The organism is Luteibacter sp. ME-Dv--P-043b, from assembly GCF_030209605.1.
Lineage (GTDB): Bacteria > Pseudomonadota > Gammaproteobacteria > Xanthomonadales > Rhodanobacteraceae > Luteibacter.
Map to the genome: position 1 here is coordinate 196,258 of NZ_JARVRT010000018.1, position 26,892 is coordinate 223,149.

General features: G+C 67.6%; 21 protein-coding genes. 9 read left to right on the plus strand and 12 right to left on the minus strand.

Going from position 1 to position 26,892, the window contains the following annotated elements:
* Positions 1-3: 3 nt before the first annotated feature.
* Positions 4-1,467, minus strand: coding sequence for a neprosin family prolyl endopeptidase (locus tag QRN34_RS12285; RefSeq protein WP_285404783.1), 1,464 nt, complete (start codon positions 1,465-1,467; stop codon positions 4-6).
* A 454-nt stretch (positions 1,468-1,921) separates the two neighbouring features.
* Here QRN34_RS12285 and QRN34_RS12290 point away from each other — a divergent pair, with 454 nt between their 5' ends.
* On the plus strand, positions 1,922-2,092 hold the full coding sequence (locus QRN34_RS12290; RefSeq protein ID WP_185754379.1) for a hypothetical protein: 171 nt from the start codon (positions 1,922-1,924) through the stop codon (positions 2,090-2,092).
* Between the two features lie 92 nt (positions 2,093-2,184).
* Positions 2,185-3,762: a hypothetical protein gene (locus QRN34_RS12295; protein WP_285404786.1), complete on the plus strand. Its 1,578-nt coding sequence runs from the start codon at positions 2,185-2,187 to the stop codon at positions 3,760-3,762.
* Between the two features lie 16 nt (positions 3,763-3,778).
* Here the strand turns inward: QRN34_RS12295 and QRN34_RS12300 are convergent, their stop codons facing one another.
* Positions 3,779-4,678 carry a LysR family transcriptional regulator gene (locus QRN34_RS12300; RefSeq protein ID WP_285404788.1) on the minus strand — a complete coding sequence of 300 codons (900 nt, stop codon included), beginning with the start codon at positions 4,676-4,678 and terminating at the stop codon, positions 3,779-3,781.
* 104 nt (positions 4,679-4,782) lie between these two features.
* Between QRN34_RS12300 and QRN34_RS12305 the strand changes: the two genes are divergently transcribed.
* The gene (locus QRN34_RS12305; RefSeq protein ID WP_285404789.1) at positions 4,783-5,832 is read left to right on the plus strand and encodes an SDR family oxidoreductase; all 1,050 of its coding nucleotides are present in this window, start codon (positions 4,783-4,785) and stop codon (positions 5,830-5,832) included.
* A gap of 496 nt (positions 5,833-6,328) precedes the next feature.
* Here the strand turns inward: QRN34_RS12305 and QRN34_RS12310 are convergent, their stop codons facing one another.
* The gene (locus QRN34_RS12310; protein WP_285404791.1) at positions 6,329-7,423 is read right to left on the minus strand and encodes a phosphotransferase; all 1,095 of its coding nucleotides are present in this window, start codon (positions 7,421-7,423) and stop codon (positions 6,329-6,331) included.
* A 14-nt stretch (positions 7,424-7,437) separates the two neighbouring features.
* Here QRN34_RS12310 and QRN34_RS12315 point away from each other — a divergent pair, with 14 nt between their 5' ends.
* Positions 7,438-8,127, plus strand: a complete 690-nt coding sequence (locus QRN34_RS12315) for a CmcI family methyltransferase (RefSeq protein ID WP_285404793.1) — start codon at positions 7,438-7,440, stop codon at positions 8,125-8,127.
* Here QRN34_RS12315 and QRN34_RS12320 read toward each other — a convergent pair.
* The 6 genes from QRN34_RS12320 to QRN34_RS12345 are packed head-to-tail and all read right to left on the minus strand — an operon-like array spanning position 8,084 to position 14,685.
* Complete coding sequence (locus tag QRN34_RS12320; protein WP_285404795.1) at positions 8,084-9,289, minus strand: nucleotide disphospho-sugar-binding domain-containing protein; 1,206 nt, start codon at positions 9,287-9,289, stop codon at positions 8,084-8,086. The two genes, QRN34_RS12315 and QRN34_RS12320, sit on opposite strands and share 44 nt — an antisense overlap.
* Positions 9,286-11,112 (minus strand): asparagine synthase (glutamine-hydrolyzing), encoded by a 1,827-nt coding sequence (asnB, locus tag QRN34_RS12325; RefSeq protein WP_285404797.1) that lies wholly within the window; start codon positions 11,110-11,112, stop codon positions 9,286-9,288. Before asnB ends, QRN34_RS12320 begins: the two co-directional genes overlap by 4 nt.
* Positions 11,064-12,104, minus strand: a complete 1,041-nt coding sequence (locus tag QRN34_RS12330) for an asparagine synthetase B family protein (RefSeq protein ID WP_285404799.1) — start codon at positions 12,102-12,104, stop codon at positions 11,064-11,066. Before QRN34_RS12330 ends, asnB begins: the two co-directional genes overlap by 49 nt.
* Positions 12,101-12,943 (minus strand): radical SAM protein, encoded by an 843-nt coding sequence (locus QRN34_RS12335; RefSeq protein WP_285404801.1) that lies wholly within the window; start codon positions 12,941-12,943, stop codon positions 12,101-12,103. Before QRN34_RS12335 ends, QRN34_RS12330 begins: the two co-directional genes overlap by 4 nt.
* Positions 12,943-13,935, minus strand: coding sequence for a phosphotransferase (locus tag QRN34_RS12340; RefSeq protein WP_285404803.1), 993 nt, complete (start codon positions 13,933-13,935; stop codon positions 12,943-12,945). Before QRN34_RS12340 ends, QRN34_RS12335 begins: the two co-directional genes overlap by 1 nt.
* On the minus strand, positions 13,936-14,685 hold the full coding sequence (locus QRN34_RS12345) for a hypothetical protein (protein ID WP_285404804.1): 750 nt from the start codon (positions 14,683-14,685) through the stop codon (positions 13,936-13,938).
* Positions 14,686-14,776: 91 nt separating this feature from the next.
* Between QRN34_RS12345 and QRN34_RS12350 the strand changes: the two genes are divergently transcribed.
* Positions 14,777-15,427, plus strand: a complete 651-nt coding sequence (locus QRN34_RS12350) for a DsbA family oxidoreductase (RefSeq protein ID WP_285404806.1) — start codon at positions 14,777-14,779, stop codon at positions 15,425-15,427.
* Here QRN34_RS12350 and QRN34_RS12355 read toward each other — a convergent pair whose 3' ends face one another.
* Together QRN34_RS12355 and QRN34_RS12360 are read right to left on the minus strand one after the other, a co-directional pair.
* Positions 15,428-16,705, minus strand: coding sequence for a glycosyltransferase (locus tag QRN34_RS12355; RefSeq protein ID WP_285404807.1), 1,278 nt, complete (start codon positions 16,703-16,705; stop codon positions 15,428-15,430). It abuts the gene before it with no gap.
* A 12-nt stretch (positions 16,706-16,717) separates the two neighbouring features.
* Positions 16,718-20,674, minus strand: coding sequence for an amino acid adenylation domain-containing protein (locus tag QRN34_RS12360; RefSeq protein WP_285404808.1), 3,957 nt, complete (start codon positions 20,672-20,674; stop codon positions 16,718-16,720).
* 325 nt (positions 20,675-20,999) lie between these two features.
* Between QRN34_RS12360 and QRN34_RS12365 the strand changes: the two genes are divergently transcribed.
* The 4 genes from QRN34_RS12365 (at position 21,000) to QRN34_RS12380 (ending at position 24,440) form a co-directional block, all read left to right on the plus strand.
* Positions 21,000-22,580 (plus strand): SDR family oxidoreductase, encoded by a 1,581-nt coding sequence (locus QRN34_RS12365; protein ID WP_285404810.1) that lies wholly within the window; start codon positions 21,000-21,002, stop codon positions 22,578-22,580.
* 119 nt (positions 22,581-22,699) lie between these two features.
* Complete coding sequence (locus QRN34_RS12370) at positions 22,700-22,873, plus strand: hypothetical protein (protein ID WP_185754377.1); 174 nt, start codon at positions 22,700-22,702, stop codon at positions 22,871-22,873.
* 62 nt (positions 22,874-22,935) lie between these two features.
* Positions 22,936-24,033: a hypothetical protein gene (locus QRN34_RS12375; protein WP_285404812.1), complete on the plus strand. Its 1,098-nt coding sequence runs from the start codon at positions 22,936-22,938 to the stop codon at positions 24,031-24,033.
* Positions 24,034-24,092: 59 nt separating this feature from the next.
* Positions 24,093-24,440 carry a zinc ribbon domain-containing protein YjdM gene (locus tag QRN34_RS12380; RefSeq protein WP_285404814.1) on the plus strand — a complete coding sequence of 116 codons (348 nt, stop codon included), beginning with the start codon at positions 24,093-24,095 and terminating at the stop codon, positions 24,438-24,440.
* Between the two features lie 4 nt (positions 24,441-24,444).
* Here QRN34_RS12380 and QRN34_RS12385 read toward each other — a convergent pair whose 3' ends face one another.
* Complete coding sequence (locus QRN34_RS12385) at positions 24,445-26,754, minus strand: TonB-dependent receptor (protein ID WP_285404816.1); 2,310 nt, start codon at positions 26,752-26,754, stop codon at positions 24,445-24,447.
* Positions 26,755-26,892: the final 138 nt, after the last annotated feature.

The following is a 26,892-nucleotide window of genomic DNA, read 5'->3' on the forward strand; positions in this document are numbered from 1 at the left end:
CGTTCAGTGGCAACCAGGCCCACCGAAGTAGAAACCTTCACCGGTGGTCATTTCCGGTGACGGCGCGATCGTGCTGGCCCCGGGCACGACGCCCCCGTAACGCTGTCCGGCAAACGCGATCGTGTAACACGCGGGATCGCTGACGACCACGCTCGACAGTTGCGTGACGGCGTGCGAAGCGAGGGCACTGTCGATATAGAAGTGGTTGGCCTGGAAGGCCGCCTTGCGATAGCCATTGGCCGCGAACACGCCGCTGCCCATGGGAGTGCTTGCGCCGCCACCATTGGCGTACGTCTCGCCGCCGGCGGTGAATGCGGTGTTGGTGCTTGTCGTGGCAAGGTCGCCCGAGTACAGCGCCGCCTTGTAATACCCCACCCAGGTGCCATCGACGTTGAGCCACCAGTTGCCGTCGGCATTGCGCTGGTAGGCCACCTTCACCACGCCCTGCGCACCGTTGGTGCTGCTGTAACGGCTGGAGGCGAAGGACACGCCGAACACATTCCCCGATGCCACCTGCACGAACTCGCCGCATTCCAGGTTGTGGCAGCCGGTGCTGACGTAGCCGTCCTGCGTCGAGTAGACGAACAGGATGGATTGGTTACCCCAGGTGCCGTAGCTGGGCCGACGTTGCCAGCCCACTTCCAGGGTCTGCGTCTGGTTGCTGCTGCTCGCCCCGTCGAGCCATATCTGGCTGATCGACATGTAGTCGTTCGAGGTGACAAAGGCCGGGTTCCAGATATTCAGGTCGGCACCGGCACCGGCGATTTCCGCGCCACCCATGCTGGCGAACATCGAGGCGTAGTGATGCGTCGACGAGGCATCGGCGGTGGCGAACCGCGACGCCTGTCGGTGTGCTTCCGACGTGGGGCTCCTGGCGAAGAACGCTTTCAGGCTGGGAAAGCGGGTGAGCTGGTCCAGGCCCACGCGTTCCAGCGGGATGCTGCCTGCCGGGCATGTCGACGCCGCCGTCGATGCCGTGCTCGGTGCATGCGTAGCGATCGGACTCGACGCCGGTGGTGCGGCGATACCGCTGCCATCGCGCAAGGCCGGCTGCTGCCCCGTGGGAATACAGTCGTAGAAGGTCCCCTGTTCAGCGAACGAACGGACCACGGTCACACCGTCGTAGCGGTTACGCAGGTAGTGGCGCATGTCATCGAAAGCGGACTCGGAAAGGCCGGCCGCATGGGAAACGTTGGCGTATCGGGCGTTGGAGACCTCGTCCAGGAAGGCGACGAATGCCGCAGGTGCCGCGGCGGCGACAATCGCGTCCTGGCGGGTGACGGACAGCGACGACGTCCGTGGCGACGTCAGTGGCGGCATCATCGTATCGACGAAGTCGGCGTGAACGGTGGCGACGGCGGATGAGGCACGTGCCGCGGCAGGCAAGCCGACGGCCAGCGCGAGGGCGAGCGCCGCGGTGAGATGGACGAACGGGAAGTTCACGCCGGAACTGTATCGGGAAGGCATGGTCAGGCATCCTTTGACGCATAGCGAAGGGACCGGCCGCCTGTCGTCAGGCCGGGTGGGGGTTCGTGGCGGTGATCGTGGGTACCCTGGGTGATGCCCCGCACGTCGGCTTCGACGTGTAAGGCGCGCCGAGCTTAGTGCCGCCATCCGGTAGGAAAGTGTGACCGGGATCTCGCATGGCGCGTGGATACACGGTGATCCGTATGCGTTTTCGTGCCGTGGAAAGCCGCGGGAAAGCCTTCGTTTGCGGTCATGCACGGATCGTCGTCGGATGTGCCGAACGCCCCGGGCGACGACGGTTTTTCCGTGCTTGCCTTGTCCGGCCGGAAAAGCACGTTTTCGGCAATGGATGCCGGTTTTCAGCAACCCGTAGGCAGGGGGCGGTTCGTCGGCGATACCCCGTGCTAGCTTCGTCGAGCCGCGCTACCGCGGCCTCACCCAGTGGAGCATTTTCATGGACCAGCGTGATCTCGCCATGCAAGACACAGGAATGATGAATCCGTTCGGGATACCGATGGACGGCCCGCTGCAACGTACGATGGCGGCGTTCAAGCACGAACCGAAGATCGACGACACCGGCGATATCGGTCGCATCGGATCGCGCGGTGGTGGCGACTGGGGCTGATCGCCAGCCGATGATCCGCGCGACAGCGCGGTATCGTGACCATCGGGCCGCTCCCTCCTGGGGAGCGGCTTTCTCATGAAGGGGGCCATGGTTTGATCAAGGCGGACATCGCACTGCACGACCTCTCGCTGTCGCCATCCTGGCACGATGGATCGGTGGTCGTCGGACCCAGCCGGATCACGCCCTACGCGCACCGCATGCTGGAATCCTGCCTGGTCGTCACGACGGATCGCTGGTTCCTCGTCGTGCGGGAACGACAGGCGGGCACCGATGGCCTTGCTGCGTTCGCCGGTGAGCCCTGCGCAACGAGGCACGTGGATGAGGACGCGTTCCATCACCTTTACCAGGCGTGCGTGCTCTGGCCGCTCGATTACGTGATGGTGGAGGTGGCACGTGTCGGCTGCCGCCTGCGGATACGGGCGGGCATGCTCGGATCGGCCCCCGTGTATGCACGGGCGACGAAGGACCGGATTACGGTGTCGTGGGATTCCGCCGACTTCGCCGCGCTCCCCATGGCCCTGGATACGGAAGTCGTCAGTCATCGTCTGGCGATGCATACCATGTATGCCGCGCGGCAGCCGTACAGCGGCGTCACGATGCTCACCGAGCGCGCGTCGCTTTACGTCGAGCCGGGCAGGGCCAACCTGCGGTATCCCGACCCGGTGGCACCCAGCGTCCCGCGCGAGGATCGGGAGGGGCAGGACGACCTGCCCGCCTTCGAGGCCGCCTTGCGCCGTAGCGCCGCGGCACGACCCGTCGGGGAGCATGCGACGGTGGAACTCAGTGGCGGGATGGATTCCGCGACCGTGGCCACGGTCCTGCGATCGCTGGGCCCGACCCTCGCCAGCCGGGGCATCCTGCTGGATGGCGAGGTACGCGACGCGCAGGTGCCGCGTCGCTCCCTCATCGTCGAGCGCCTTGGGCTGGCGGATGCTACCGTCGATATCGCCGCCTGGCCTCCCGATCTCGACATGGCGCCCATGGACGCGCAAGGGTTCTATCGCGAGTTCTATCTCGAAGCCTGCATGGCGCTGTGGTCGTCGGCGCGATCGGAAGGGCGCGATACCCTTTTCACCGGCGTCGGCGGCGACGAACTGTTTCCCGCGTACGCCGGCGAAGCGTCATCCGGCATGGCGACAGACCCGGGCTGGGTCGGCGAGGCCGCGATCTGTGCCGCAGGGTTGCTTACGCCGCGGGCGCTCGAATCGGCACGCAGCCTGCGCACGTTCGACGCGCCAGCGGGCCCCGTACCGATGACATCGCTGCTCGCCAACGCCTGTCGTGCGCCGGATATGTTGCGCCATGGCCAATGGCCCGTCGCACCGCTGGGGGATCCGCAGCTGGTGGCGTTCTGCCACCGGTTGCCACGGGCCAGCCGACGGGGCAGGGAGGTGATGCGACGCTACCTCGCCTCGCAATTGGGCGCTGACGTGTTTCCGCCGGGATACAGCAAGGAAACCTTCGCCCACGTCCTGCCGCCATTGATCGCCCGGCATGCCCCTTCGCTGACCGCGCAACTCGCCCAGTGCGCGCTGGCCGATATCGGGCTGGTCGAACCGCGAGCGGTCGTCGCGTTATTGGAAACCGTGGTGCGTACCCGATCCCATGGGGCGACCTCCGCCCTGGCGAACTTCCTCTGGCTGGAGCGCCTTGCGCGGCAGACGGCGTGAGACGTACCGGGTCCGGTCATGCGCCGGCACGACATGCGGCGTCGGCGGCCGCTTCGACGCGCGTCATGAAGGCCCTGACGATCGATGGCACGTGGCGGCGCGTCGGCAGCACCAGGTGCATGTCCAGCGGCGGATAGGCGAACCCGTCGAGCACGCGTACCAACGTGCCGCACGCCAGTTCGTCGCGCACGAGCGGCAGCTGCACGCCACCGATGCCGCGACCTGCGACCAGCGCGGCAATCAGCACGAAACTGTTGTTGGCCACGAAGCCCGGCGACACGGCGAGGGTGACCGGTCCGTCCGGTCCGGTGAGCATGAGCGGGTGGTCGACGCTGCCGCTGAAGCGGATGTGCGGGTGGAGCCGGAGCTGGTCCGGCGTACGCGGGGTACCGTGCCGGGCAAGGTAGTCGGGTGATGCCACGAGGGCGCGTTCGACCTGGCCGATGTGTCGTGCGACCAGCCCATTCGGCGGCAAGGGGCCCAGCCTGATCGCCAGGTCCACACCCTCCGCCACGACGTCGGCGATGCGGTCGTCGAGCGCCAGTTCCACCCGGACATCGGGATGTTCCGCCTGGAAGGCCATCAGTAACGGTGCCACCAGCTGCTGCCCGATGCCGCTCGGCGCCTGGATGCGCAAGCGACCGTGCAGCTGCTTCGGGTCGTCTTTCACGGCGGCGTCGGCGGCGGCCAGGGCATCGAGCACGACCGTCGCCTGTTCGAGGTAGCGCGACCCTGCGTCGGTAAGGGTCAGGCGCCGGGTGGTGCGATGAATGAGTCGCGCGCCCAGTTCGGCCTCCAGGGCGGCGACCTGCTGGCTTGCCGATGGCTGGCTGATACCCATGGCCCGGGCGGCCGCGGAGAAGCTGCCCCGCTCGGCGACGCGGACGAAGACCTGCATGGCGAGAAGGCGATCCATCGGTGTTCCATTGCAATGTCTTATAAGTGTAAGCCCGGATGGGCCACTAATCCTTGCCAGGTCCACTGAATACGCTGGCGGTTCCTTCCCGTGGAACCAAGCACATGCCTTCCCACACCGCCCTCATCGTCGGCGCCCATGGCGTCATCGGCAGCCAGCTGACACGCCATCTCGCCGCGCAACCGGAGTGGGCGATCCTCACCGCGTCACGGCGCGGCGGCGAGGCCAACAGCCCCCACCATGCCCTGGCCGTCGACCTGCTGGACCGCTCTGCCAGCCGGCTCGCACTACGCGAGGCGCGTGAGGTGACCCACGTCTTCTACAGTGCCTACCAGGACAGCCCGACCTGGCCGGGCCTGCTCGGACCGAACATGACGATGCTGGAAAACCTGCTCGACGGGTTGCTGCCGGTGGCGGACGGCCTGCGCCACGTATCGATCATGCAGGGCTACAAGGTCTACGGTGCCCACCTGGGGCCGTTCCGGACACCGGCGCGCGAGGACGATCCGCCGATCCTGCCGACGGAGTTCATGACCGCGCAGCAACGCCTGCTGGAACGCGTCGGCGCCGCCGGCGCATGGACCTGGTCGGCGTTGCGTCCGGCCGTGGTCGGCGGCGATGCGGTGGGCAGCCCGCTCAACCTCGCGCTGGCCATCGCCGTCTACGCGTCCGTGTCGAAGGCATTGGACGTGCCGTTGCGTTTCCCCGGCAATGCCCAGGCCTATACCCGCCTGATCGAATTCACCGACGCCGGCCTGCTGGCGAATGCGGCATGCTGGGCCGCCACCGACGCGCCGGGTAACCAGGCATGGAACATCGGTAACGGCGATGTGGTGCGCTGGTGCGATCTGTGGCCTCGCCTGGCCGCATGGTTCGGCATGGAGGCCGCGCCGCCGATGGCGATGTCGCTGGCCGAGGTGATGCCGGACAGGGCCGGCACCTGGGATGCGCTGCGGGAGCGGCATGGCCTGCCGCCGCTGCCCATGGATCACGTGGCGGCCTGGCCCTTCGCGGACTTCGTGTTCTCGTGGACATGGGACATGTTCGGCGACGGTTCGAAGGCGCGGCGTGCGGGCTTCGACGCCTACGAGGACACCGCCGCGATGTTCTTCCGCCTGTTCTCGCGGTTCCGGGAGCGTGGGATCATCCCCTGATGGCGGCACGGGAGGCGCGCTACCATGAGCGTATGACAGCGATCCGCCTGACCTTCGACGACGGCCCCGGCCCGTCGACCACCGCCTTGCTGGATGTGCTTCGCGACGCCGGTCGGCAGGCGACCTTCTTCGTCCTCGGTCGGCATGCGGCCGAGCGGTGCGACGTGCTCGTGCGCATGCTCGACGAGGGCCATGCGATAGGCAATCACACCTGGTCGCATGCACGCGATGGCGAACTGACCGACGCGTCACTGGCCGAGGAGATCGCGGCCACCGATGCATTGATTCACGGTGTCTACGCCGCGACAGGCAGGAAGCCGCCGGCCGTCGTTCCCCTGCGGTTGCCGTATGGGGCGCAGGACGGCGATACACGGTTGCGTGTGCTGGCACGACTGGGTCGAGAGCACGTCGGGTGGACGGCCCTGTTCGAAGACTGGCTACAGCCCGCGCCTTGCCCGGCGCAGCTTGCCGGCCGGCTGCGTGCGCATGTGGCGGATCAGTCGGCGGCCGGCGAGGATGCAGTCGTTTGCCTGCACGATGGGTCGCCCGTCGCCGAGGCGAGGGATGCCACGGTCGAAGCGGTGCGACGCTGGCTGGCGTCGCCGGCGGCACTGGCCGACGAGGCCTCAGCCAGCAGCGTTTGCCAGCCGCCAAGGAAACCCATGCCGGGGCCGGGTGTCCACAGGTCGCGTTGTGCGGCTTCCAGGTGGATCAGTACCTGATCGATACAGAACAGCGTGGCCAGAACATCACGGCGGGCGATCCATGTAGCCACATCGCCCCTGCTTCCGGACCACGCGTAGCTGCCCATCGATCGTTCCCAGGCGATCGCATCGAAGCGGAAGGCGTCCTCGCAGGTCGCGTCGCGGCTGAGTGCAAACGCCGCGAAGGCCGCTTCCAGCCACGCGGAACCTTGCCCCACCTCGTCGAAATCGACGATCCCGCGTAGCCGACCTCCGTCGAAGAGCAGGTTTCCCGCATGGACGTCGCCATGCAGCCACTGTATCCGCTGCGCGGCCCATGCCGATGTGGATGCCCGGGCCAGGCAGTCGCCTGCGTGCGTCAGCACATCGTCGTACTCGCGCCCCGGCACAAGGCCGTCCATGCAGGGCGGCATGCCGCGCGAGCGCACCCGTCGGTAGCGGGTGAGCAGCCATGCAACAGGGTTGCCGGTATCGATGTCGGCGCGTGCCAGCACCTCATGCAACGACGCCAGGGCACGCATGGCCTGCACGCAGGCGTCCGGCACGCCGGACGGCAAGCCGCTGGTTCCTTCGATGCGTTCGAAGACGTGCAGCCACTGACCTGCCGCCGTCGTGACATGGCCGGCGCCGTGCAGCGTGGGAACGGTGGTGGGCACGGCGATCGCGTGCAGGCCCTGGGCGACCAGCGCGAGCATCCGCGCTTCCCGATCCACCTGGGCCGCCGCTTTCCCCGCCCACGCCAGGCGCGCGACACAGGGCGGGGCGTCGCCGTGGACGAGGAACGACCTGTTAGTATGACCGCCCGTCAGAGGGACCAGACGCACCTCGCCCCATCCCCAGGCGCGTTGCAGCATCTGGCGCAATGCGCCCTCCGTCACGCCGTCCATGGAAGCCCCTTGCCATGTCCGAACGCATCGCCGCGCGCATGCGCGATCTCACCCTCGCCTGGCTGACCCGCGCGGGCGAAACCGATCACCTGTTCCAGACCCGCTGGCTGGGCGAGCGGTTCTTCCATCTTCCGGGCGACATGCTGGCCATCCAGGAACTGGTCTGGCGCATCAGGCCACGCTGCATCGTGCAGACCGGCGTCGCGGCCGGTGGCGGTGCGGTGTTCACCGCCTCGATGCTGGAACTGGTGGGCGAGGACGGTATCGTCGTGGCGATCGAGCCGCGGCTTCGCCCGGACGTACGCGAGCGTCTCGCGGCGCATCGCCTGGCCGAGCGGATACACCTGGTGGAAGGCCACCCGCTGGAGGACGCCACGGTGGCCGCGGTGAAGACGTTGGTCGGTGAGCGGTCGCCGGTCATGCTGGTGCTGGACCTCACGCACACCCACGAGCACGTACTGGGCGAATTGCGCACCTATGCGCCCTGGGTCACATCGGGCAGTTATGTCGTGGTGATGGATACGATCATGGAACACCTGCCGCCGGAGACCTTTGCCGGCAAGCCGTACGGCAGGGGCAACAACCCGGCGACGGCCACGCGGGCGTTCCTGGCGGAAGACCCGCGCTTCGTCGTGGATCACGAGATCGAGGACCGGGTGATCATGACCCTGTCGCCCGACGGGTTTCTTCGGCGAGCCGACTGATCAGGCGCGCCGCCTCGTCGGCACCGGAGCGGCGATAGCCGTGCGCGACCCTTGCAGCGTTCTCCCGTAGCCCGGGCAAGCCGAGCATCGCTTCGATGGTCTGTGCGGTCTGTCCGACCGACGCATGGCGCAGGTCGAGATGCCGTCCCACCGCCGCCTGTTCGATGAAGTGCACCTGGTGGAACTGGTCGTTGCACAGCGGGGAGACGATCATCGGCACGCCGAAGGACAACGCTTCCATGACCGAATTGGCGCCCCCGTGGGTGATGAAAAGGGAGGCGCGTTCCAGCATCGCCAGCTGGGGCGCGTAGCGCACGGCCCGCACGTTGCCGGGCAACGGTGGCAAGACATCCGTGTCGATCAGGTCGCCCACGGACAGCAGCAGTTGCAGCGGCCGGTCGCGCACGGCGTCGATCACCGTCGCGAACATCCCTGGCTGGTAGTAGATCTGGCTGCCCAGCGACATATAGACCAGCGGCAGGCTGCTATCGAGGCTGTCGCCGTCGAACGCGGGCTCGTCGCCGCGTGCGCCCGGCGGAAGCGACGGGCCCACCAGCGTGACACCCGCCGGTGCAACGCCGACGAAGTGCTCCGTCGCGAAGGCCAGCGTCAGCCACGGCGAGAGCACGTCGCAGCCGCGGAACCGGGGCGCCATGCCGTGCGCGGCGAACAACGCCGCGCGCCGTGGTGCCAGCGACGCCACGGTACGCAGCAGCTCGGAATCCAGCGACGCCGGAAGCACGGGGTTGAGCGAGTTGGACATCGCGACCCATGGCAGGCCCTCCGCCCCGGCGGCGATCGCGGCGGCGTAGAGCAACGGATCGATGACGACGACGTCCGGGCGCCATGCCCGGATGCTGTCGCGGATGCGCGCCACCTCGGCCTCCACGCCATCGAGCAACAACGAGGTCACCCATGCCCTCAGCCAGGCCGGATCGCGTACCTGCCGGGCGAAGCCGGCGCCACGTCGCCAATCGGCCGGGCGGGGCGATTCGATGGGTCCGAAACAGGCGAAGCCGCCCGCACGCGCCAGCTGTGGACGAATGTCGCCCGGCGCGTGGAACGCCACGGCGTGGCCGCCGTGTTTCAGCGCCAGCGCGGGCCCGATGCAGGGATTGACGTGGCCGCGCTCGGGCACCACGCAGAACAGGATGCGACTCATGCGATGTCCACGTCGTGCAGGGTCGCCCAGTGCGACAGCGAGGCGGCGCGGAACATCACGGCGCGCTCGTGTTCGTCCAGCGGCCGGGCATCCGCACAGCGGCGCAACAGGCGCGGCACGTCCATGACGGCGGCGACCGGCTCGCCGTGGGTGGCCAGCGTGTCGCGCGCGTGCCGCCGGATCGCTTCGCCCGTGCCCTGGTCTTTCGGCAGCGCGGACTTGCGCCGACAACGGATGGCTTCGGGCACCAGGCCGCGCGCCGCCTCGCGCAGCAGCGCCTTTTCCACGCCGTGGCGCAGCGCGTCGTCGGGCGAGACCGATGCGGCGACCGCCAGCAGGTCCGTATCGCCAAACGGCACGCGGGCTTCCAGGCCATGGGCCATGCCGTGGATATCGCCGTTGTGCAGCAGCCGCTGCAGCCAGCGGTGCCGGACCAGCCACTGCGTGGCGCGCAGGCCATCCCCCGGTGTCGACCACGCATGGCCGGCGTCCACGGCCAGCTGGCGATACAGCCCGGCGAAATGGACCAGCGGTGCGTCCAGCAGGCCCGGGCGCAGGTACGGATCGCCGGTGAGCCGCTGCAACACGTGAAGCGGATCGGCGACGGCGTGCGGATCGAGCAGGAAGTGGTAGCCCAGGTGCGTTTCGTCGGCCGCATCCCCGACCATCACCGCCTTCACCCGGCGGCTGGCGGCGCGGGCCAGGTGGTGCTGTGCCACCTCCTGCTCCCAGGCGGGCAGGGCGTCGTTCTGGGTGGCTACATCACGCACGCTGTCGGCGAAGGTGGCGCGCAGGGGTACGACGTCCGTGCGTGGCAGGCCCAGATGCGTCGATGCCAGTTCCGCGTAGGGCTGGTCGTCCGAACCGACGATCAACGAGGCCGCGTAGTCGTACGTGGCATGCCCCTCGAAGGCGAGGGTAAAGCTTTGCGGTGTCGCGCCTGCCTGCTTCGCCAACGCACCGATGAGCGTGGAATCCAGCCCGCCGCTGAGGAACAGGCCCACCGGCGCGTCGGCGACCAGGGTACGCCGCACCGCCTGGTCGAGGTGGAGGCGCAGCGTATGCGCGGTGTCGGCCCACGAGGCCCCCGTGCGCGGCGGGTCGCGTTCGTCGCACCAGGGCCGGGTGCGCATGCCGTCTGCAGTCAGGTGCAGCACGTGGCCCGGCGCGAGGTAGGCCATGCCGTCGAACATCGGTCGCGCCACGCCGCTGAAGAACGGCGCCACCAGGTATTCGGTCACTGCTTCCCGATGGGCTCGTGGACGGGTACGCATGGCGGGCAGGAGCGCCTTGGCTTCCGATGCGAAGACGAACTCGTCGTGGTCCTGCATGAAGACGAACGGCTTGATGCCCAGGCGATCGCGCGCGGCGAATGCCCGCCGTTGCCACGTGTCCCAGACCAGGAAGGCGAACATGCCGTTGAAGCGCGGCACGCACGCTTCGCCCCAGGTGGCGTAGGCAGCCAGCACCACTTCGCTGTCGCTGGACGAGCGGAACGACCAGTGCGCCGCCAGCTCGCGGCGCAGGGCGTCATGGTTGTAGACCTCGCCGTTGTAGACGAGCACGTAGCGACCATCCGGGCTCGCCATGGGCTGGGCGCCATGTGGCGCATCCAGCAGGGCGAGCCGGGTATGGCCAAGCACGGCATGCTCGTCGTGCCAAAGGCCTTCGCCATCCGGTCCGCGGTGACGCTGGCGGTCACGCACGGCCAGCACGCGCGCGATCTGCCCCCGCGCGCCGCCATCGAAACGGATCAGCCCCGCCAGGCCGCACATCAGGCGGTAACGCCCAGGTCGCGCAGCAGCAGGAGCAGCGTGGCCCACTGCACCCGTTCCGCATCCGTCGCCAGTGTCGGTAACGGCAGGCCGAGCACGGAGGCCAGCGCGAGGATGGGTGCCGCTGGCAGCAGGTGCCCGAGGTCCATCGGCGGTGCCAGTCGTGCACGCTTGGGGCCCTCGGTCAGGGCGCGCGATACACCGTGATGCCGGGCGAGACGCCGGATGCAGCGCTTGTCCGGATCGGCGGGCGACGAGCACAGGTGCGCCACCACGGGCGTAGCGAGGAACGGCGCGGACAGTTGCACGCCGGCCGCCTCGAACAGGGTCCGGCACAAAGGCAGGTAGTCGGCGGAGCGATCACGCCTCAGCACCTGGTCCACGCCGTCGCCGGTGATGGCCCGCACGATGCCGTCGCGCGCCATGGCCCGGGCCAGTAGCAGCTTCGCCACCGGATGCAGGTTGTACAGCGGTTCCTCCAGATGACGCATGGCCTCGGGCAGGGCGTCGACGAAGGCCTGCGCACCGGCCTCGACCACGATCACCTCGACGCCCCTGCGGCGTGCGGTGTCGCAGGCCGCCTCGCGCTCGTCGTAGCCGGGCAGGCCGGTGGCGAGGACGTAGACCGGCAGGTGACGGATGCCGTGGGCATGCAGCAGGCCCAGGATCAGGGCGGAGTCCAGGCCGCCACTGAGTGCGACGGCGGTAGGGCGCCCATCGGCCAGGACGTCGCGCAGGGCGTCGAGCAGCAGCGTTTCCAGGTCGCCCGCGGTGCGGCGTAGCGGGCGCTCGATCACTGCCAGCCCCTCGCTCGCCTCGACGAGGGCGTGGCCGGGAGGCACGGCCCGGACGTCGGCCAGGATCGTGCGATCGGCATACCGTGCGCCGGTGAGATAACCGCCGATCGCCTGGCTGTCCAGCGGCCCCGTTGGCAGCTGCGCTTGGCGCAACAGCTCGCGGATGCCGCCGCCGAACGTCGCGCTGCGGGAATGGTAGACGACCTGCCTGATCCCGAAAGGATCGCGCTCGCGAAGGATCATGCGAAGCGCGCCCTTGCGGCGTCGAGTTCGGCCCGCCCCATCATGCGGTGCGGCTCCATGACGGCACTGCCGCCGTGGCAGTGGAAGCATGCGCGCAGCGGCGCCTCGCGCGACAGGTACGCGTGGATCTCGTCGGCGAGCGAGGGGCCATCGTGCAGCGGCAGGCCATCCTGCGTGAAGTCGTCGTGCCCGCGGTGAAGGGTGTGGAAATGCGCGGGGCGGGTACAGGTGTAGAAGATGCCGTCGCGCAGCAGGTGGCACCGTTCCCGCAGCCAGCAGTCGTGGTAGATCGCCTGCGTTTCCGCGACATCGGTGGAGGCGGGGTCGCGCGTCATCCGGACGAACTGCGCCTGCGGCTTCCAATTGAGGCGCACGTCGAAGCGCGCGGCCATGGCTTCCACGTGCCGTATGCGTTCGTCTGACAGGCGGGGCCGCGGATACAGCGAGATGGTCAGGGCGTCCACACCGGCCCAGAACGCGTCCGCCATCCTGTCCAGCAGCAACCCGTTGGTGGTGACCGAGATCGTGGGCGCGATGCCGGTGCCGCGCACCGCTTGCAGGATATCGACGAGCGCGGGATGCAGGGTCGGCTCGCCGCCCACCAGCTTGAACACACGGGGTTGCAGCACGCGCGCGGCGCGGCGCAGGTCGGCGCAGAGCGTCTCCGGATCGGCTGTCCACGCCGGCAGCAAGGGCGACAGCGAACAACACTCCACGCAGGTCAGGTTGCAGTGGTCGACGATGTGCGCCTCGAGCGACCGTGTGCGGATGCGTCCGTCCACGATGGGGTAATGCCGCTCCATGGGAGGCGGAAACACGTGTTGCCGTTCGCTGGACATCAGTGCGATCCCTCTATGGTGTCGACGAAGAACGCGCCGAGGCGCTCGCGCCCGCGCGCCAGCAGCGTCACCATCTCCATCGCACCCAGCAGCCGCTGGTCGAAGCCCGGCAGGCCGTCCAGCCAGCCCTGCAACACCCAGTGCTTGGTGGCGTGCATCAGGCAGGCCACGTCCACCGCCCAGCGCATGTGCCCGGCGCGCAGCGGACGGCGTTCCCGATAGGCATGGACGAAGGCCCGCGCCAGCGCAGGAGCCTGCAGCGGAAGATGGTTGAGACAGCGCACCACCTCGAATTCGCGCGGTGCGCCGATGGATGCCTCCCAGTCGATGACGAGCGGCGGCAGCACGTCGCCGAACAGGTAATTGAACTGGTTGTAGTCGTTGTGGATGGGCCGCTGGGTATCGTCGGTGGGGAAGCCTTCGATGGCCCCGGGATAACACGCCGCCAGCATCTCGCGGCACAGGGCCAGATAGCGCGCCACCCAGGCGGCGTCGATCCGGGGATGGGAAGGAAGCGGGCGCTCCGCCAGCTCCAGCTTCGCGCGCTCCACCGCGGGATCGATATGGGCCAATCGCGCGGAGAGCGTCTGCGGAGCCTGCCCCGGCATCGCGTCCAGGCGCGCGTGCAGGGCGCCCAGGCCACGGCCCAGCGCGGCCCACTCGTGCGCGGCGTAGGTGTCGTAAGCACGGTAATGGCCCGTCTCCCACTGCGTGACCAGAACACAACCACCGTCCGGCTGCCCGGCCCATGCTGCACCGTCACGGGTGGGTACAAGGGTCTGGACACGGATGTCCGGGCTCGCCGGGCCCTCGCCGAGAAAGGCCAGGACGCAGGCTTCCCATTCGCCGCGTGCCCGATCGGCGGCCGCGAACGTCTTCACCGCGACCTCGCCGATGTCGCTCCGCCAGCGCGCCACGCGTGTGGTGACCGGCTGGCCGTCGCCGCGCAGGCGCAGGTCGTAGGCGGCGGGAAGGGTGGGCAACGACGTCACTCAGATCGCCTCGCCCGGGCCGTAACGGTAGGGATGGCCGGTGAGGAAGCGGTTGTGGCCCACGTAGCGCAGGTTGTACATCGCGGGGCGGAACAGCATGCGCGGCTCGTTGTTCGCGATGCCCAGCAGGGGGTAGAGCGCGCGATCGACGAAGAACGCGTTGTTGCCCATGTCGTCGCAACACACCAGCTCGTAACCCCGCGTGGCGCCCAGGGCCACCAGCGATGCCAGGCTGGCTCCGTAGTGAGTCGATCCATCCCAGTGGTGTTCGGGGTCGTAGGCCATCACCCAGCGCTCCGGCGGTGGGTAATACGGGTTGTACTCGACGACCACCAGGCGTGCGCGATGGCGCTGCATGCCTTGCCATACCCAGTAATCGTTGCCGTCGATATCCAGCGAGAGCAGGTCGAACACCGCCGGCACGCCGGCGGCGTCGAGCAGGTCGTCCACCGTATCGGGCTGGACGCGCTCGCCGACCAGGCGCACGTTGCCCGCGTCGCCGTAGGTCTCCTTCAGGCGCCCGAAGCGGTATGCCGAGCCTTCCACGAGGGTGCCCAGCCAGCCCTGCTCGCGTAGCAACAGCGCCGTGTTGCTGTTGCGCAGGCCGTCGCTCGCGCCGATATCGACGCAGTAACGACTGGCTGGCGCGACACGGTCCAGGATGCCTGTGAGGATGGCTTCCTCGGTGCCCTGCGCGTAGAGGCTGGGAGCCAGACGCGACAGGTCGAGTGGTGGAATCCCTGCGGACATGGCCTGCCGACGGCTGCGTGACGTGGCCGGCATGATATCGAAGATAACGGCGCGGCGTGTACGATCGTGTCATCGACGAACAGGTGACGACATGTCAAAACCCATGAAGATCGACTTCGTATCGGATATCGCGTGCCCCTGGTGCGCCATCGGCCTGGGTGGGCTGGAGCGCGCGCTGGAGCGGCTGGCCGGCGAGGTCGACGCACAGATCACCTTCCATCCCTTCGAGCTCAACCCGCAGATGCCGCCCGGCGGGGAAAACACGCTGGAACACATCGTCGCCAAGTACGGCATGTCGGTGGACGACGTACGGATGAACCGGGAACGCATCACGGCGCGCGCCGCCGACGTTGGGTTCGCCATGAACACCTCCGACGACAGCCGCATCTACAACACCTTCGATGCGCATCGCCTGCTCGCCTGGGCCGCAGAACAGGGCATGCAGCACGCGTTGAAGCGGCGGCTGCTCGCAGTGAACTTCACCGAACAGGCCGATCCGGGCAACCGCGACGTGCTGGTCGCGGCAGCGGCGGAGGTCGGGCTGGATGCCGCGGCGGCGCGGGAAGTGCTCGACACGGGGCGCTACGCCGAGGACGTGCGTCGCGACGAAGCGTTGTGGCAGAGCCGTGGCATTACCGGTGTGCCGGCCGTGGTGGTGAATGACCGTTACCTCATCTCCGGCGGGCAGCCGCCGGAGGAATTCGAGCGACAGCTGCGCAAGATCGCGCAGGAGTCGCCCTGACTAACCGACCGCGTGGGCCGGCAGCAGCTGCCATCGGTGAAGCTGGTCGATGGTTCGCGCCACGCTGTCTTCCGCCCGGATGGCCTGCCCGAGCGTCGTGGCCGCCGTTTGCATGGTGGGCTGTTGCGCCGTGCGGAGGGCGTGCGCAAGGTCGTCGCCGGTGAACCGGCGCCGGTCTAGCGGGGGCGGCGCCACGCCCAGGCCGTGCAATCGCCTGGCCCAGAACGGCTGGTCGCCGAAGAAGGGAATCACCACCGACGGAATGCCCGCGCGCGCGGCCGCCGCCGACGTGCCCGCCCCGCCATGGTGAACCGCCGCAGACATCAGCGGCAGCAGTCGGTCGTGCGGCGCATGGTCCAGTACGAAGACCCGTTCGCGGTCGATGTCCTCCGGTGGCGACAGGCCGCCCCAGCCGGTCACGAGGACGGCGCGTTGCCCACTCTTGCGCAGGCCGTCCAGCAGCGTGTCGGTGAATTCGCGGGATCGCGCACCGACCATGCTGCCGAAACCGATGTAGACCGGACGCGGCCCCGCATCGAGGAACGCCTGCAACGCGGACGGCGGTGCCCAGGACGGATCGTCATGAAACCAGTAGCCGACCACCTGGCTGCGATCTTCCCAGTCGTCCGGACGGGGCAGCACCTGCTCGCTGAAGCCGTAGAGCACCTTGTCGTGCCCATGCACGCCGTCCTGCGGCGGCCCACGCCAGGGAAAGCGGGGCAGACCGAGCGCCGGGCGCACCACGCCGTTCACCGCGGGGCACATGACCCGCCACACCAGCAGGCGCAGCAGGCGGTAAAGGGCCAGGTTGACGCCGCCGGGCAGGGATAACCCGTTCCCCCCCAACGTCAGCGGCGGCAGCCGCCGCGAGGGTGCAAGCGGTTGCAACTGCACCGCCACGAAAGGCAGGTCGTGCGCCTCGGCCAGGGACCGTGCGAGCAGGGTGGCACTGCCCGAGCCGATCAGCAGCGTGGCCGAGCGACAAGCCTCCCGGCCCTGCGCGATCCAGTCACGGGCCCACTGGGCGTAGCGGGCGCGAAAGATCCTGGCCACCGTGACAAGCCGATCGGGACGCGCGGACAGGGTGGGGTCGCTCGCCAGTGTCGCCTTGAAGTCGCCGGTGAGCGGCGCGAACGCCAGCCCGGCCGCGAGGATCATCGGCGCAAAAGACTCGCTGGTCACGATGCGCACGGCGTGGCCCGCGCGCTGCAGGCCGACACCGAGCCCCACGTACGGCTGGATGTCGCCCCGCGTTCCCAGGGTGAACAGAACGATCACCGGACCGCCTCCTCAGGTGGTGGCGGTGACGCGCGCCGGGGAAAAGCGCGCTTCGCCCAGCCGATGGCGCAGGTGCCGCGCGATCTCCATGGCGGGGGCGGGCTCCAGCATCGCCTGGTGGTGGCAGTCGACGTCATGGACATCGAAGCTGCCGCCGACCCACGGCTGCCAGGCGTCCGGATGCTGATGAAACACCTCGGACGACGCGATCGCGGTCTTGCGTGTCGCATGGAAGAAGATGACGTCGGTATCCACGCGGGCCGGTCGATAGCGGCGGGCCATGGCCAAATGCTGGCGGGTGAGGGCGATGACACGGGCGATGAGGTCCGGATCGCGCTGGCTCAGGGCTCGCACCACCGGCAGGTTGAAGACGTCGTAGGAATCGCATAGCAGCGTGGCCAGCGCATCCATCGACACCGGTGCATCCTCGCCCGCGAACTCGTGCAGACCGAGGAAATGCAGCACGGCGCGTACCTCGTCGGCGTCGTCCACGGGCAGGTCGGATGCGGTGAAGGGATAGGCATCCAGCATCGCCAGGAACTCGACGGACTCGCCTTCCGCTTGCAGGCGCGCCGTCATGGCATGCCCGATCAGTCCGCCCATGGACCAGCCCAGCAGCCGATACGGACCCTCCGGCTGCACCTGCCGGATCTGCGCGACGTAATCGTCGGCCACGTCCTCGATCGTGTCGTGCGTGGCGGCAGCGACCAGTGCGCGGGACTGCAGGCCGAACACCGGCTGGTGGGCATCCAGGTGGCGTAGCAGCCCACCGTAGCTCCAGCTGATTCCCACGGCGGGATGGATGCAGAACAGGGGCCGGACGTCCCCGCCGGCACGCAACCGGAGCAGGGGCGCCAGCGGGCTGGCGTCGTGATGTTCGGCGCGCTCCAGGACACGGGCGAGCCCGGCGATCGTGGATGCGTCGAAGAGACTGGCCAGCGACAGTTCGGTTCCCAACTGGGACGAGCAGCGCGCGACCATCTCCGCCGCGGCGAGCGAGTCGCCGCCCAGGGCGAAGAAGTTGTCGTGGATACCGATCCGCTCCACGCCGAGGATGTCGCGCCACAGGCCGGCCAACTGCTCTTCCGTGGGGGTGCGCGGCGCCTCGTAGGTGGCCTGGCGCAGCAGCGTCGGCGCCGGCAGTGCCGCGCGGTCGAGCTTGCCGCTGGCCGTCAACGGCATGCTGTCCAGGCGGAGGATATAGGCGGGCAAGACCGGTTCGGGCAGGTGGCGCGCCAGTCCCATGCGCAACCGGGCCTCGTCGAAGGGGCGATCCGCGGACGGCACGACATAAGCCACCAGCACGGTCTTGCCGGACTCGTCCGGACGCGCGACCACCGCGGCCATGTGCACACCCGGCAGGGCCAGCAGGCGGTGCTCGATCTCGCCCGGCTCGATCCGGTAGCCGTTGATCTTGACCTGCTGGTCGACACGACCGACGAATTCGAGCTGGCCGTCGTGACGCCAGCGCACCAGGTCGCCGGTGCGGTACATCCGTCTTTCCGTTGCCGCGAAGGGATCGGCGACGAACCGCTCGGCGGTGAGCGGGGCGCGGCGCAGGTAACCCGCCGCCACGCCGGCACCGGCGATGTACAGCTCGCCGGTGGCACCGGGTACCACCGGCTGGCGCTGGCGGTCGAGGACATACACCTGGGTGTTGCTGATGGGACGACCGATCGGCGGCGGCGAGATATCGCCGGCATCCAGGTCGGCCACCGTGGACCAGATCGTGGTTTCCGTGGGGCCGTAGAGCTGGGTGACCCTGCGCGCGCGCTGCAAGAGTCGGGCGGCAAGGTCCTCGGTCAGGGCCTCGCCGCCGACCAGTGCGTGCACGGTGTCGAGCCGCAACGCCGCGTGGGCCAGCAGGATCCGCCACAACGACGGGGTGGCCTGCACCAGGGTGACGCCTTCCTCGTCGATCAGCCGTGCCACGGCGGCCGGCTGCCGGAGCGTGGCCGTATCGGCCACCACCACCTGCGCACCCACCACCAGCGGCAGGTAGAACTCCAATCCGGCGATATCGAAGGTCACCCCCGTGAGTGCGACGAAGCACTCACGCTGTTCCGGCGCCAGCGCATGGACCATCGCCTGCAGGAAATGCGACAGGTTCGAGTGGGTCACCTGCACGCCCTTCGGCTTGCCGGTCGAGCCGGAGGTGTAAAGCACGTAGGCGATGCCGCTGGCCTGGCACCGGTCGGGATGCCGCGATACCGGCAGGGGTTCGTCCTCGACGTGGACGAGCAGCATGCCGCCATGCGGCAGCCGCTCGCCGATGTCCCGCGTGGTCACCAGGGCCAGCGGCTTCGCATCGTTGAGCATGTCGTTCACGCGCTCGACCGGTCCCTCCGGATCGAGCAACAGGTAAGTCGCTCCCGCACGCATGACGGCCAGCAGCAGCACCAGCAGGCGTTCGTCCCTTGGTAGCGCCAGTGCCACGATGTCGCCCGGCTCGATGCCGTCGTCGATGAGCTGCTGGGCATACGCGGCGCTGCGGTCGTGCCACTGGCGATAGGTCAGTTGTCTTCGTTCCGAGCGTATGGCCACGGCATCCGGCGTGCGCGCCGACCACGCCGCCAGCAGCTGCGGCAGGGGGCGCGCATCGACAGGGCATGTCGTCGCATTCCAGTCGTGCATCAGTCGCCGACGCTCGGTGGGCTCGAGCAGGTCGATCGCGGCGAGCGGCTGCGAAGGTGTGTCGAGCACCGCATCGATCATCCGGACCAGTCGATGCCGGTGCTCGTCCAGCTCGGCCATGTCGTACAGCGCGGGACTGGCGTCGAAATCGAAACGAAGGTCGGCGCCGTTGCCCCGGTCATAAACGAACACGGTCAGATCCTCGGCGGACCCGTTCGATGCGTTGTGCGCCTTGGCCGATCCACCGGCGAAATCCAGTGCGTAATCGAAGGGCTCGATATTGATGCCCAGCCGGGCCAGGTGTTGGCCCTGGCCGACCAGACCCAGGTCGCGCCGCACGTCCTCGTAGCGGTACTGCTGGTGACGCAGCGCGCTGCGCACCGTGGTGGCCACCTGGGCGAAGAGCTGGCCCGCCGTCATCTCGGGCGACAGCGCCAGGCGGATGGTGACCGCATTGGCCACCATGCCGGGCGTGCGCCGCCACACATCGCCCATCCGGCTGGACACCGGCATGCCGAACACCAGATCTTCGGCGCCGGTCAGTCGGTAGTAGTAGGCGGCGACCAGGGCGATCAGCACCTGGGGCAGGCTGGTCGCATGCTGCTGACCCAGCAGGCGCAGGCGATCCACCGTGGCGCTGGACAGATGGCCCACACTCCGGAGCAAGCCGCCCGCACTGCCTTGCGGTCGCCTGCGGGCGAGGGTCACGGCATCGGGCAGTCCTGCCAGTTGCGCCGTCCAGTAGTCGCGGTCGCGTCCGAAGCGGGACGACGATCGGTATGCGGCCTCCGCATCGACCAGTTCCGCCAGCGCACCGAAGTGGCAGGGACCCGGAGCCTCATTCCGCACGAACGCCGTGTATAGCTCCGCCACGCGCTGCGCTACCTTGCCGCCGCTGTAGCCGTCGTACACGGCATGGTGGGCACGCTGGTACCAGTAGAAGCGATCGCCGTCGAGAAGGAAAATCGCGCTGACCCACAACGGATCGCGTGCAAGGTCGACGGGCTGGCTCAGCTCGTCGAGCATCCACGCCTCAGCCGCCGTGCGTGGGTCGGTCACGCCGCGAAGATCGATGCATGGAAACGTACCGTTATAGACATCGCGAACGAACTGGAACGGACGTCCATTGTCTTCGTCGATACCCACGCGCAGCGTCTGTGCTTCGTCGGTCACCTGGAGCAGCGCTCGTCTGAAATGCTCCAGGTGCAGCGTGCCATCGATCTCCACGAACTCCGCGATATTCATGGTGGAGCCGGGTGCACCGACCTTGTGTCCCACCCACAGTCCCCGTTGTGCCGTGGTCAGCGGCAGCTTGCCTTGTCGTTCGGTATGCATGGTGTTCCCCGCGTTAACGACAGGCAGGACGATATCCGCCGATCTCGTTTGGCCGTCTGAAAGAAAAAAGATTTCTTAAGTAGTGTTGAGAGTGAATATGACACTGCGTGGTCGGACGCTGTGTCGCGCATCACAGTCACGGCATGCCGCCATGCAGACGGCGAATCGGGTAGTCGTGGCGTATAAGCGTTTTCCGGCGTGCTGCCGAAACGGCTTGATCGCGCGGTTACCACCCTGGGTGGCATTACAGGCAAAATAGCGGGTTGGACGCGCTCCACGGCTGTGTGGCGCATCGCTCCGGTTTTCCTCTTTCTCTTTACGGATCATGCTTTTGGACACTACCGCCCCCCTGGCCGACGTCACCGCCGATACCGCGCTGCTGGAGCGTCTGCGTGCGGCGACGCAGCTGCTCGAGTCCGTCGCGGCCGACAGGCTGCTGCTTGACGGTTTGCCAGCCGACGATCGTCAACGCCTGTACCAGGCGGTGGCGCAGGTCTATCACCCCGACCCGGGTGAGCGCCGCATCAAGCTGAAAGTTGCCCAAAAAGCGCGTCATGCCGAAAAGATCAAGGCCGAGGACGATGTGCTCAACCAGACCGGCATCCGTGCGCTGCGGCGCAAGCCGGTGTTCACCACGCCCAACGTCTTCGCACCCGAAGGGTTCGAGGCCAACGATATCGGGCCTGACGCCGATGCCGCGCAACCGCGCGAGTCGATCGAGCCGAAGCATTGCTATGTGTGCAAGCAGAAATACTCGGCCATCCATTTCTTCTACGACCAGTTGTGCCCCACGTGCGCGGCATTCAACTACGCCAAGCGCACCGAGCTGGTGGACCTTCGCGGTCGCGTGGCGCTGCTGACCGGCGGTCGCGTGAAAATCGGCTACCAGGCCGGCCTGAAGTTGCTGCGTGCCGGCGCCGAGCTGATCGTCACCACGCGCTTCCCGAGGGATTCCGCGGCGCGTTACGCCGAAGAGCCGGATTTCGGCGAATGGGGCCACCGCCTCCAGGTCTACGGGCTGGACCTGCGGCACACGCCCAGTGTGGAAGCGTTCTGCCAGGAACTGGTCGCCACGCGGCCACGCCTGGATTTCATCATCAACAATGCGTGCCAGACCGTGCGTCGTCCGCCGGACTTCTATGCGCACATGATGGAGGGTGAGACGGCCGCCCTGCACGACATGCCCGAGCACATGCGCAAGCTGGTCGGCCATTACGAGGGCCTGCGCGGCTCACACATCCTGCCCGATGCCGCCGCCTCGTCCGGCGGGCTCGCCGGCCAGCGGGCACCGTTGCCGGGACTGACCCGGGCCGCCGAGCTCTCGCAGCTACCGCTGCTGCCTGAGGAACTGCTGGCGCAGAGCCACCTGTTCCCGGAGGGCCGGCTGGACCAGGACCTGCAGCAGGTGGACCTGCGCGAGCGCAACTCATGGCGCCTGCTGATGGCCGAGGTGCCGTCGGTGGAACTGCTGGAGGTGCAGCTGGTCAACGCCATCGCGCCGTTCATCATCAACGCGCGGCTGAAGCCGCTGATGCTGCGCACGCCCGAGCGCGACAAGCACATCGTCAACGTCTCGGCGATGGAGGGGCAGTTCTATCGCAACTTCAAGACCACCCGCCATCCGCACACCAACATGGCCAAGGCGGCGCTCAACATGATGACGCGTACCTCGGCTACGGATTACCAGAACGACGGTATCCACATGAACAGCGTCGACACCGGCTGGGTGACCGATGAAGATCCGGCCGACCTGGCGGCGAAGAAGGTGCGGGAAGAACGGTTCCACCCGCCGCTGGACATCGTCGACGGGGCCGCGCGTATCGTCGATCCGATCATCAGCGGGATCAACACGGGCGAGCATGTATGGGGGCAGTTCCTCAAGGACTATCGGCCGACGGACTGGTAAGCGCGCAGGGGACGTCGCCTGGGACCACCATGCATTTTCGGCAGGCTTTCACGCATGGCTTCGGGGGATCGCTTAGGGTGAATCGCGGCCCTTCCGCCGCTCCCAGGAGACGTTTTGCCATGACATGCCATGCCTCGTCGTCCCACGATCTTTCCGCTCCCCGCGCCTTCGCCCGCCTTCGTGCCACGGAAGTCACCCCCACGCTGAAGGAAGAGAACCGCGGCAACGTATTCCTCACCGTCTATACCGATCCGGATCGACCCGAGCCGGAAGTCGGCATCATCGGCGGCTGATTCACCTGTCCGCACCTTGCGCCCCGCCTTTCGCGGGGCGCATTCGTTTAGGGAGAGACAGCATGACCGGGACACGTCCGCTCATCCTCGCGCCGCACAGCGATCCGCACGCCAGCGCGCTGGCGTGGGCGATCGAGCAGCAGGGTGTGGAGCCGCTGTGGTTCGCGGCCCTGCCCACGGCGCCTGGTTCGCATTACCGCTTCCACATCGACGCGGACGGCGAGTCGATGGATGCGCCGTTCGACCTGGCCGGCGGCATCACGGCCGTGTGGAACCGACGGTTCCAGGAGCCGAAGCCGCATTGCGCGGAGGCGGACCGCACTTTCGCCGCCTGGGAATGGAAAATGTTCCAGCGCAGCGTGTTCAGCCTGGACAGCACGTTTGCGCGCCCCCTCTGGGTCAACCCGATGGACGCGGCGCGCCACGCGGAGAACAAGCTGGTGCAGCTAAGCGTGTGCCGGCGCCTGGGCATTCCCTTCCCCGACACCGTGGTGACCACCGACGCGGCCGAGGTACACGCCATGCGCGCGCGCTGGGGCCGGATCGTCTTCAAGAGTTTCCTGGTCCACCAGTGGGAAGAGCGAGACAGCGGGAAGATGCACGCGGTCGGCGTCACCTTGCTGGACGGCGACAGCGACCTGCCGGCGGAGGCGATCGCCGTGTGCCCGGGTATCTACCAGCGCTATATCGAGAAGACCTGCGACGTGCGCGTCACCGTGATCGGCGACCGTATGTTCGCGCTGGCCATCCGCAAGGACCAGGGCGGCGGCTTCGTGGACTGGCGCACGCATGCGGGCGATCCCGAGCTGCGCGCGGAGGGTATCGTGTTGCCCGAGGCGCTGGAGGCGCGACTGCGGGCGTTCATGCGGGAGCTGGGGCTCGTTTTCGGTTGCATCGACCTGGTGATGGACGCCGAGGGCGGCTTCCATTTCCTTGAAGTGAACCAGGCGGGGCAGTTCCTCTTCGTCGAGGACATGCTGCCGGGTTGCCCGATCCTGCGGGCCATGACGGCGATGCTGGTCACCGGGCGGGTGGACTATGCGCTGGATGACGTCGGCGATGTTTCGATGAAGGGCTTCTGGGCGTCGGATCGGTTCGACCGGTTGCGCGAGGCGGTCGATGAGGCGCCGCCGGAGCGGGTGTTGTTTACGGTGGAGTAGGTTGGCAGCGCTGACCCGTATAATGGCGGGCTCGACCTTTTTTGTAAGCGAGCCGCCTCGTGCCAAACTCCGATATCCCCGCATGCCCGGTCTGCGGCATGGAAAACACCTACCCCGATGGCGAGATGTACATCTGCCCGGACTGCGCTCATGAGTGGCCGCAGCAGTCGGCTGCTGCCGACGAAGGCGTAGCTGTCGTGCGCGACGTCCACGGCAACGTGCTCAACGAAGGCGACTCCGTCGTCGTCATCAAGGACCTGAAAGTCAAGGGATCCTCCATCCCGTTGAAGCAGGGTACCGTGATACGCAACATCCATCTGGTGGACGGCGATGCGGAGCACATCGAAGGGAGCTCGGACAAGATCAAGGGGCTGGTGCTCAAGGTGTGCTTCTTGAAGAAAGCCTGATCGCTCAATACTGGTACTGCATCGTCACGCCGATGGTGCGCGGCTGGTTCAACGCCACGCGGCGCGTCGTCGGCAGGTCGGCCGAGATGGCCACCGGCAGGTCGGTCTCGCCGCGCTTGTCGAACAGGTTGGTGGCGTACAGCGAGATATCGAAACCGTTGCGGCCTTCCATACCCACGCGGATGTTGGTGGTGGCAAAGCCCTTGCGACGGTAGAACGGGCTTTCGCGGTCGTACAGGAAGTTGGAGTCGCCCACGTAGCTGATGTCAGCACGCATGAAGCCGTCGTACTGCGCGTTGACCCGGTGGCGATACTCGCCGGCCAGCGAGCCGGTGAAGCGGGGCACATTGACCAGGCGGTCGCCGTCCTTCGCCGAGGTGCCGGGCACATCGTTCTTCAGGTAGGCATCGTTGTAGCTGAAGCCGGCGCTCAGGGTCACGGCATTGACGGGCAGGAATTTCAGTTCCAGTTCCGCGCCCTGGCTGACCGCGCTACCAAAGTTGGCGGTGATGTTGTAGCCACAGCCGAGCACGATCTGCTGCTGCACGTGCTTCCAGTCGATGTGATACACGGACGCGTCGACCAGCAATTTGCGGTCGAGCAAGGCGCTCTTGAAGCCCAGTTCGTAGTTCCAGAGGGTGTCCGGGTTGTACTTGTTCAGCTGCGACTGGCTGAGGCCCAGCCCCGAGACCTCCGAACCGCACAGCGTGGCCGGGGCAGGGTTGTTCGGGCCGCCGGGCCGATACCCTTCGGAGGCGGTGGCGTAGACCATGTCGTCGGGCGTGACCTGGTACTGCAGCGTGAACTTGGGCGTGCTGCCGTAATCCTTCGATTTGCTCTGTACCGCGCTCGGGCCACCGTTGAGCAGGCCGTCGCCGGTCTGCGAGAAGCCCTGCTTGACCTCGAACGCGCGGATGCCCGCGCTGGCCTTCAGCTTGTCGGTAATGTTCCAGGACAACTCGCCGAACACCGCATACTCGTCGAGGGTGGCGTTGCGCCCGCCCTGGTAGATGGTGGAGTAGGCCGGGAACGGGGTGCCGAAGGTCTGGTTGAAGCCACCCGGGTAGGGAATGGACGAGTTCAGCGGCGCGCGCACGTCGTGGTAGAACGCACCCAAAATGGCCTGCACCGGGCCGTCGAACTTGCTGGTGGCGCGGACTTCCTCTGTGAACTCCTTGTTCTTGTAGCTGCCGTACATGGTGGTCGGGTAGACGCTGGGCAGGCCGAAGAAGTAGTTGATCACCTTGGAACTGTCGTCACGGATGCTGATGTCGCGGGTGAAGTACGAGCTGGACGACATCAGTTCGAAAGCGTCGAACTGCTTGTGGATGGCGATGTTGGAGATCGTCGACTTCTGGATGTTGGTCTCGTTGACGTCACGCACCTGGTACGGGTTGTCGAGCGACGCGGGAATCTTGTCGTAGGTGAACGGAGAACCCAGTCGGGAATACTGGTAGATGACGCTGGGCGTGATCGTCAGCGAATCGTCCGGCTTGATCAGCATGGCCACGCGGGCCCCATACGTCTTGTACGTATTGACGTTGTCCTTCTTCCCGCCATCCGGGTCCGCCGCCAGGTAGTTGGCGGGCGAGATCGGGTAGCGATCGATATAACCGTCGTCGTCGCGGTAGTAGGCGGACACGCGCAGCGCGACGGTGTCCTTGATCAGCGGCACGTTGAGCACGCCATTGACGTTGGCATTGGGGCCGCCATGGTACGTGCCCGAAACGTCCGTCCGGATGCGCGCCTCGACGAAGTCCAGGTCGGGTTGGTTGGTCACGTACTTGACCGTGCCACCCATCGAACTGGAGCCGTAGATCGTGCCCTGGGGCCCGCGCAGCACCTCCACCCGCTCGATATCGAACACCGAGGGATCGATGACGCCACGCGTGGACAGCAGCGCGGCATTGCTCGACGCGGCGATGGGCACGTCGTCGAGGTAATAGCCCACCGTGGCGGCGGAGCCCGCGCTCGAGGAAATGCCGCGGATGATCAGGTTGTTGGAACCCGGGCCCGAGGAGGCGACCGTGAGCGACGGCGCGATACGCGCCAGGTCGACGAGGCTGGTCACGCCCTGGCGTTCGAGCTGCTCGCCGGTCAGCGCGGTCATGCTGATAGGCACCTTCTGGATGTCCTGCTCGCGCTTGGCGGCGGTGACCGTGATGCCCTCGAGGCTCTGCGGGGTGTCGGACGCCTGGGTCTTCTTCTTGCCGTTGGCCGGATCGGTGGCGTCCTGCGCGGCGGCCGCGCCCGTGGCCAGCGCCACGGAGAGCAGGGCGGTGTAGAGCAGCGTGCGCTTGAGATCTTGGTTCATGGAAGCCCCTGCCGATCGGCTGGATGGAAGACGGTCTTGAGAAACAGGCATACCCTTCGCGCACGCGCGCCGCCATGGCGAGCGTGTTCTCGAGCAAGTGTGCGTTGCGCCCCCTGGCGCCGGACGTATAGCCGTCTG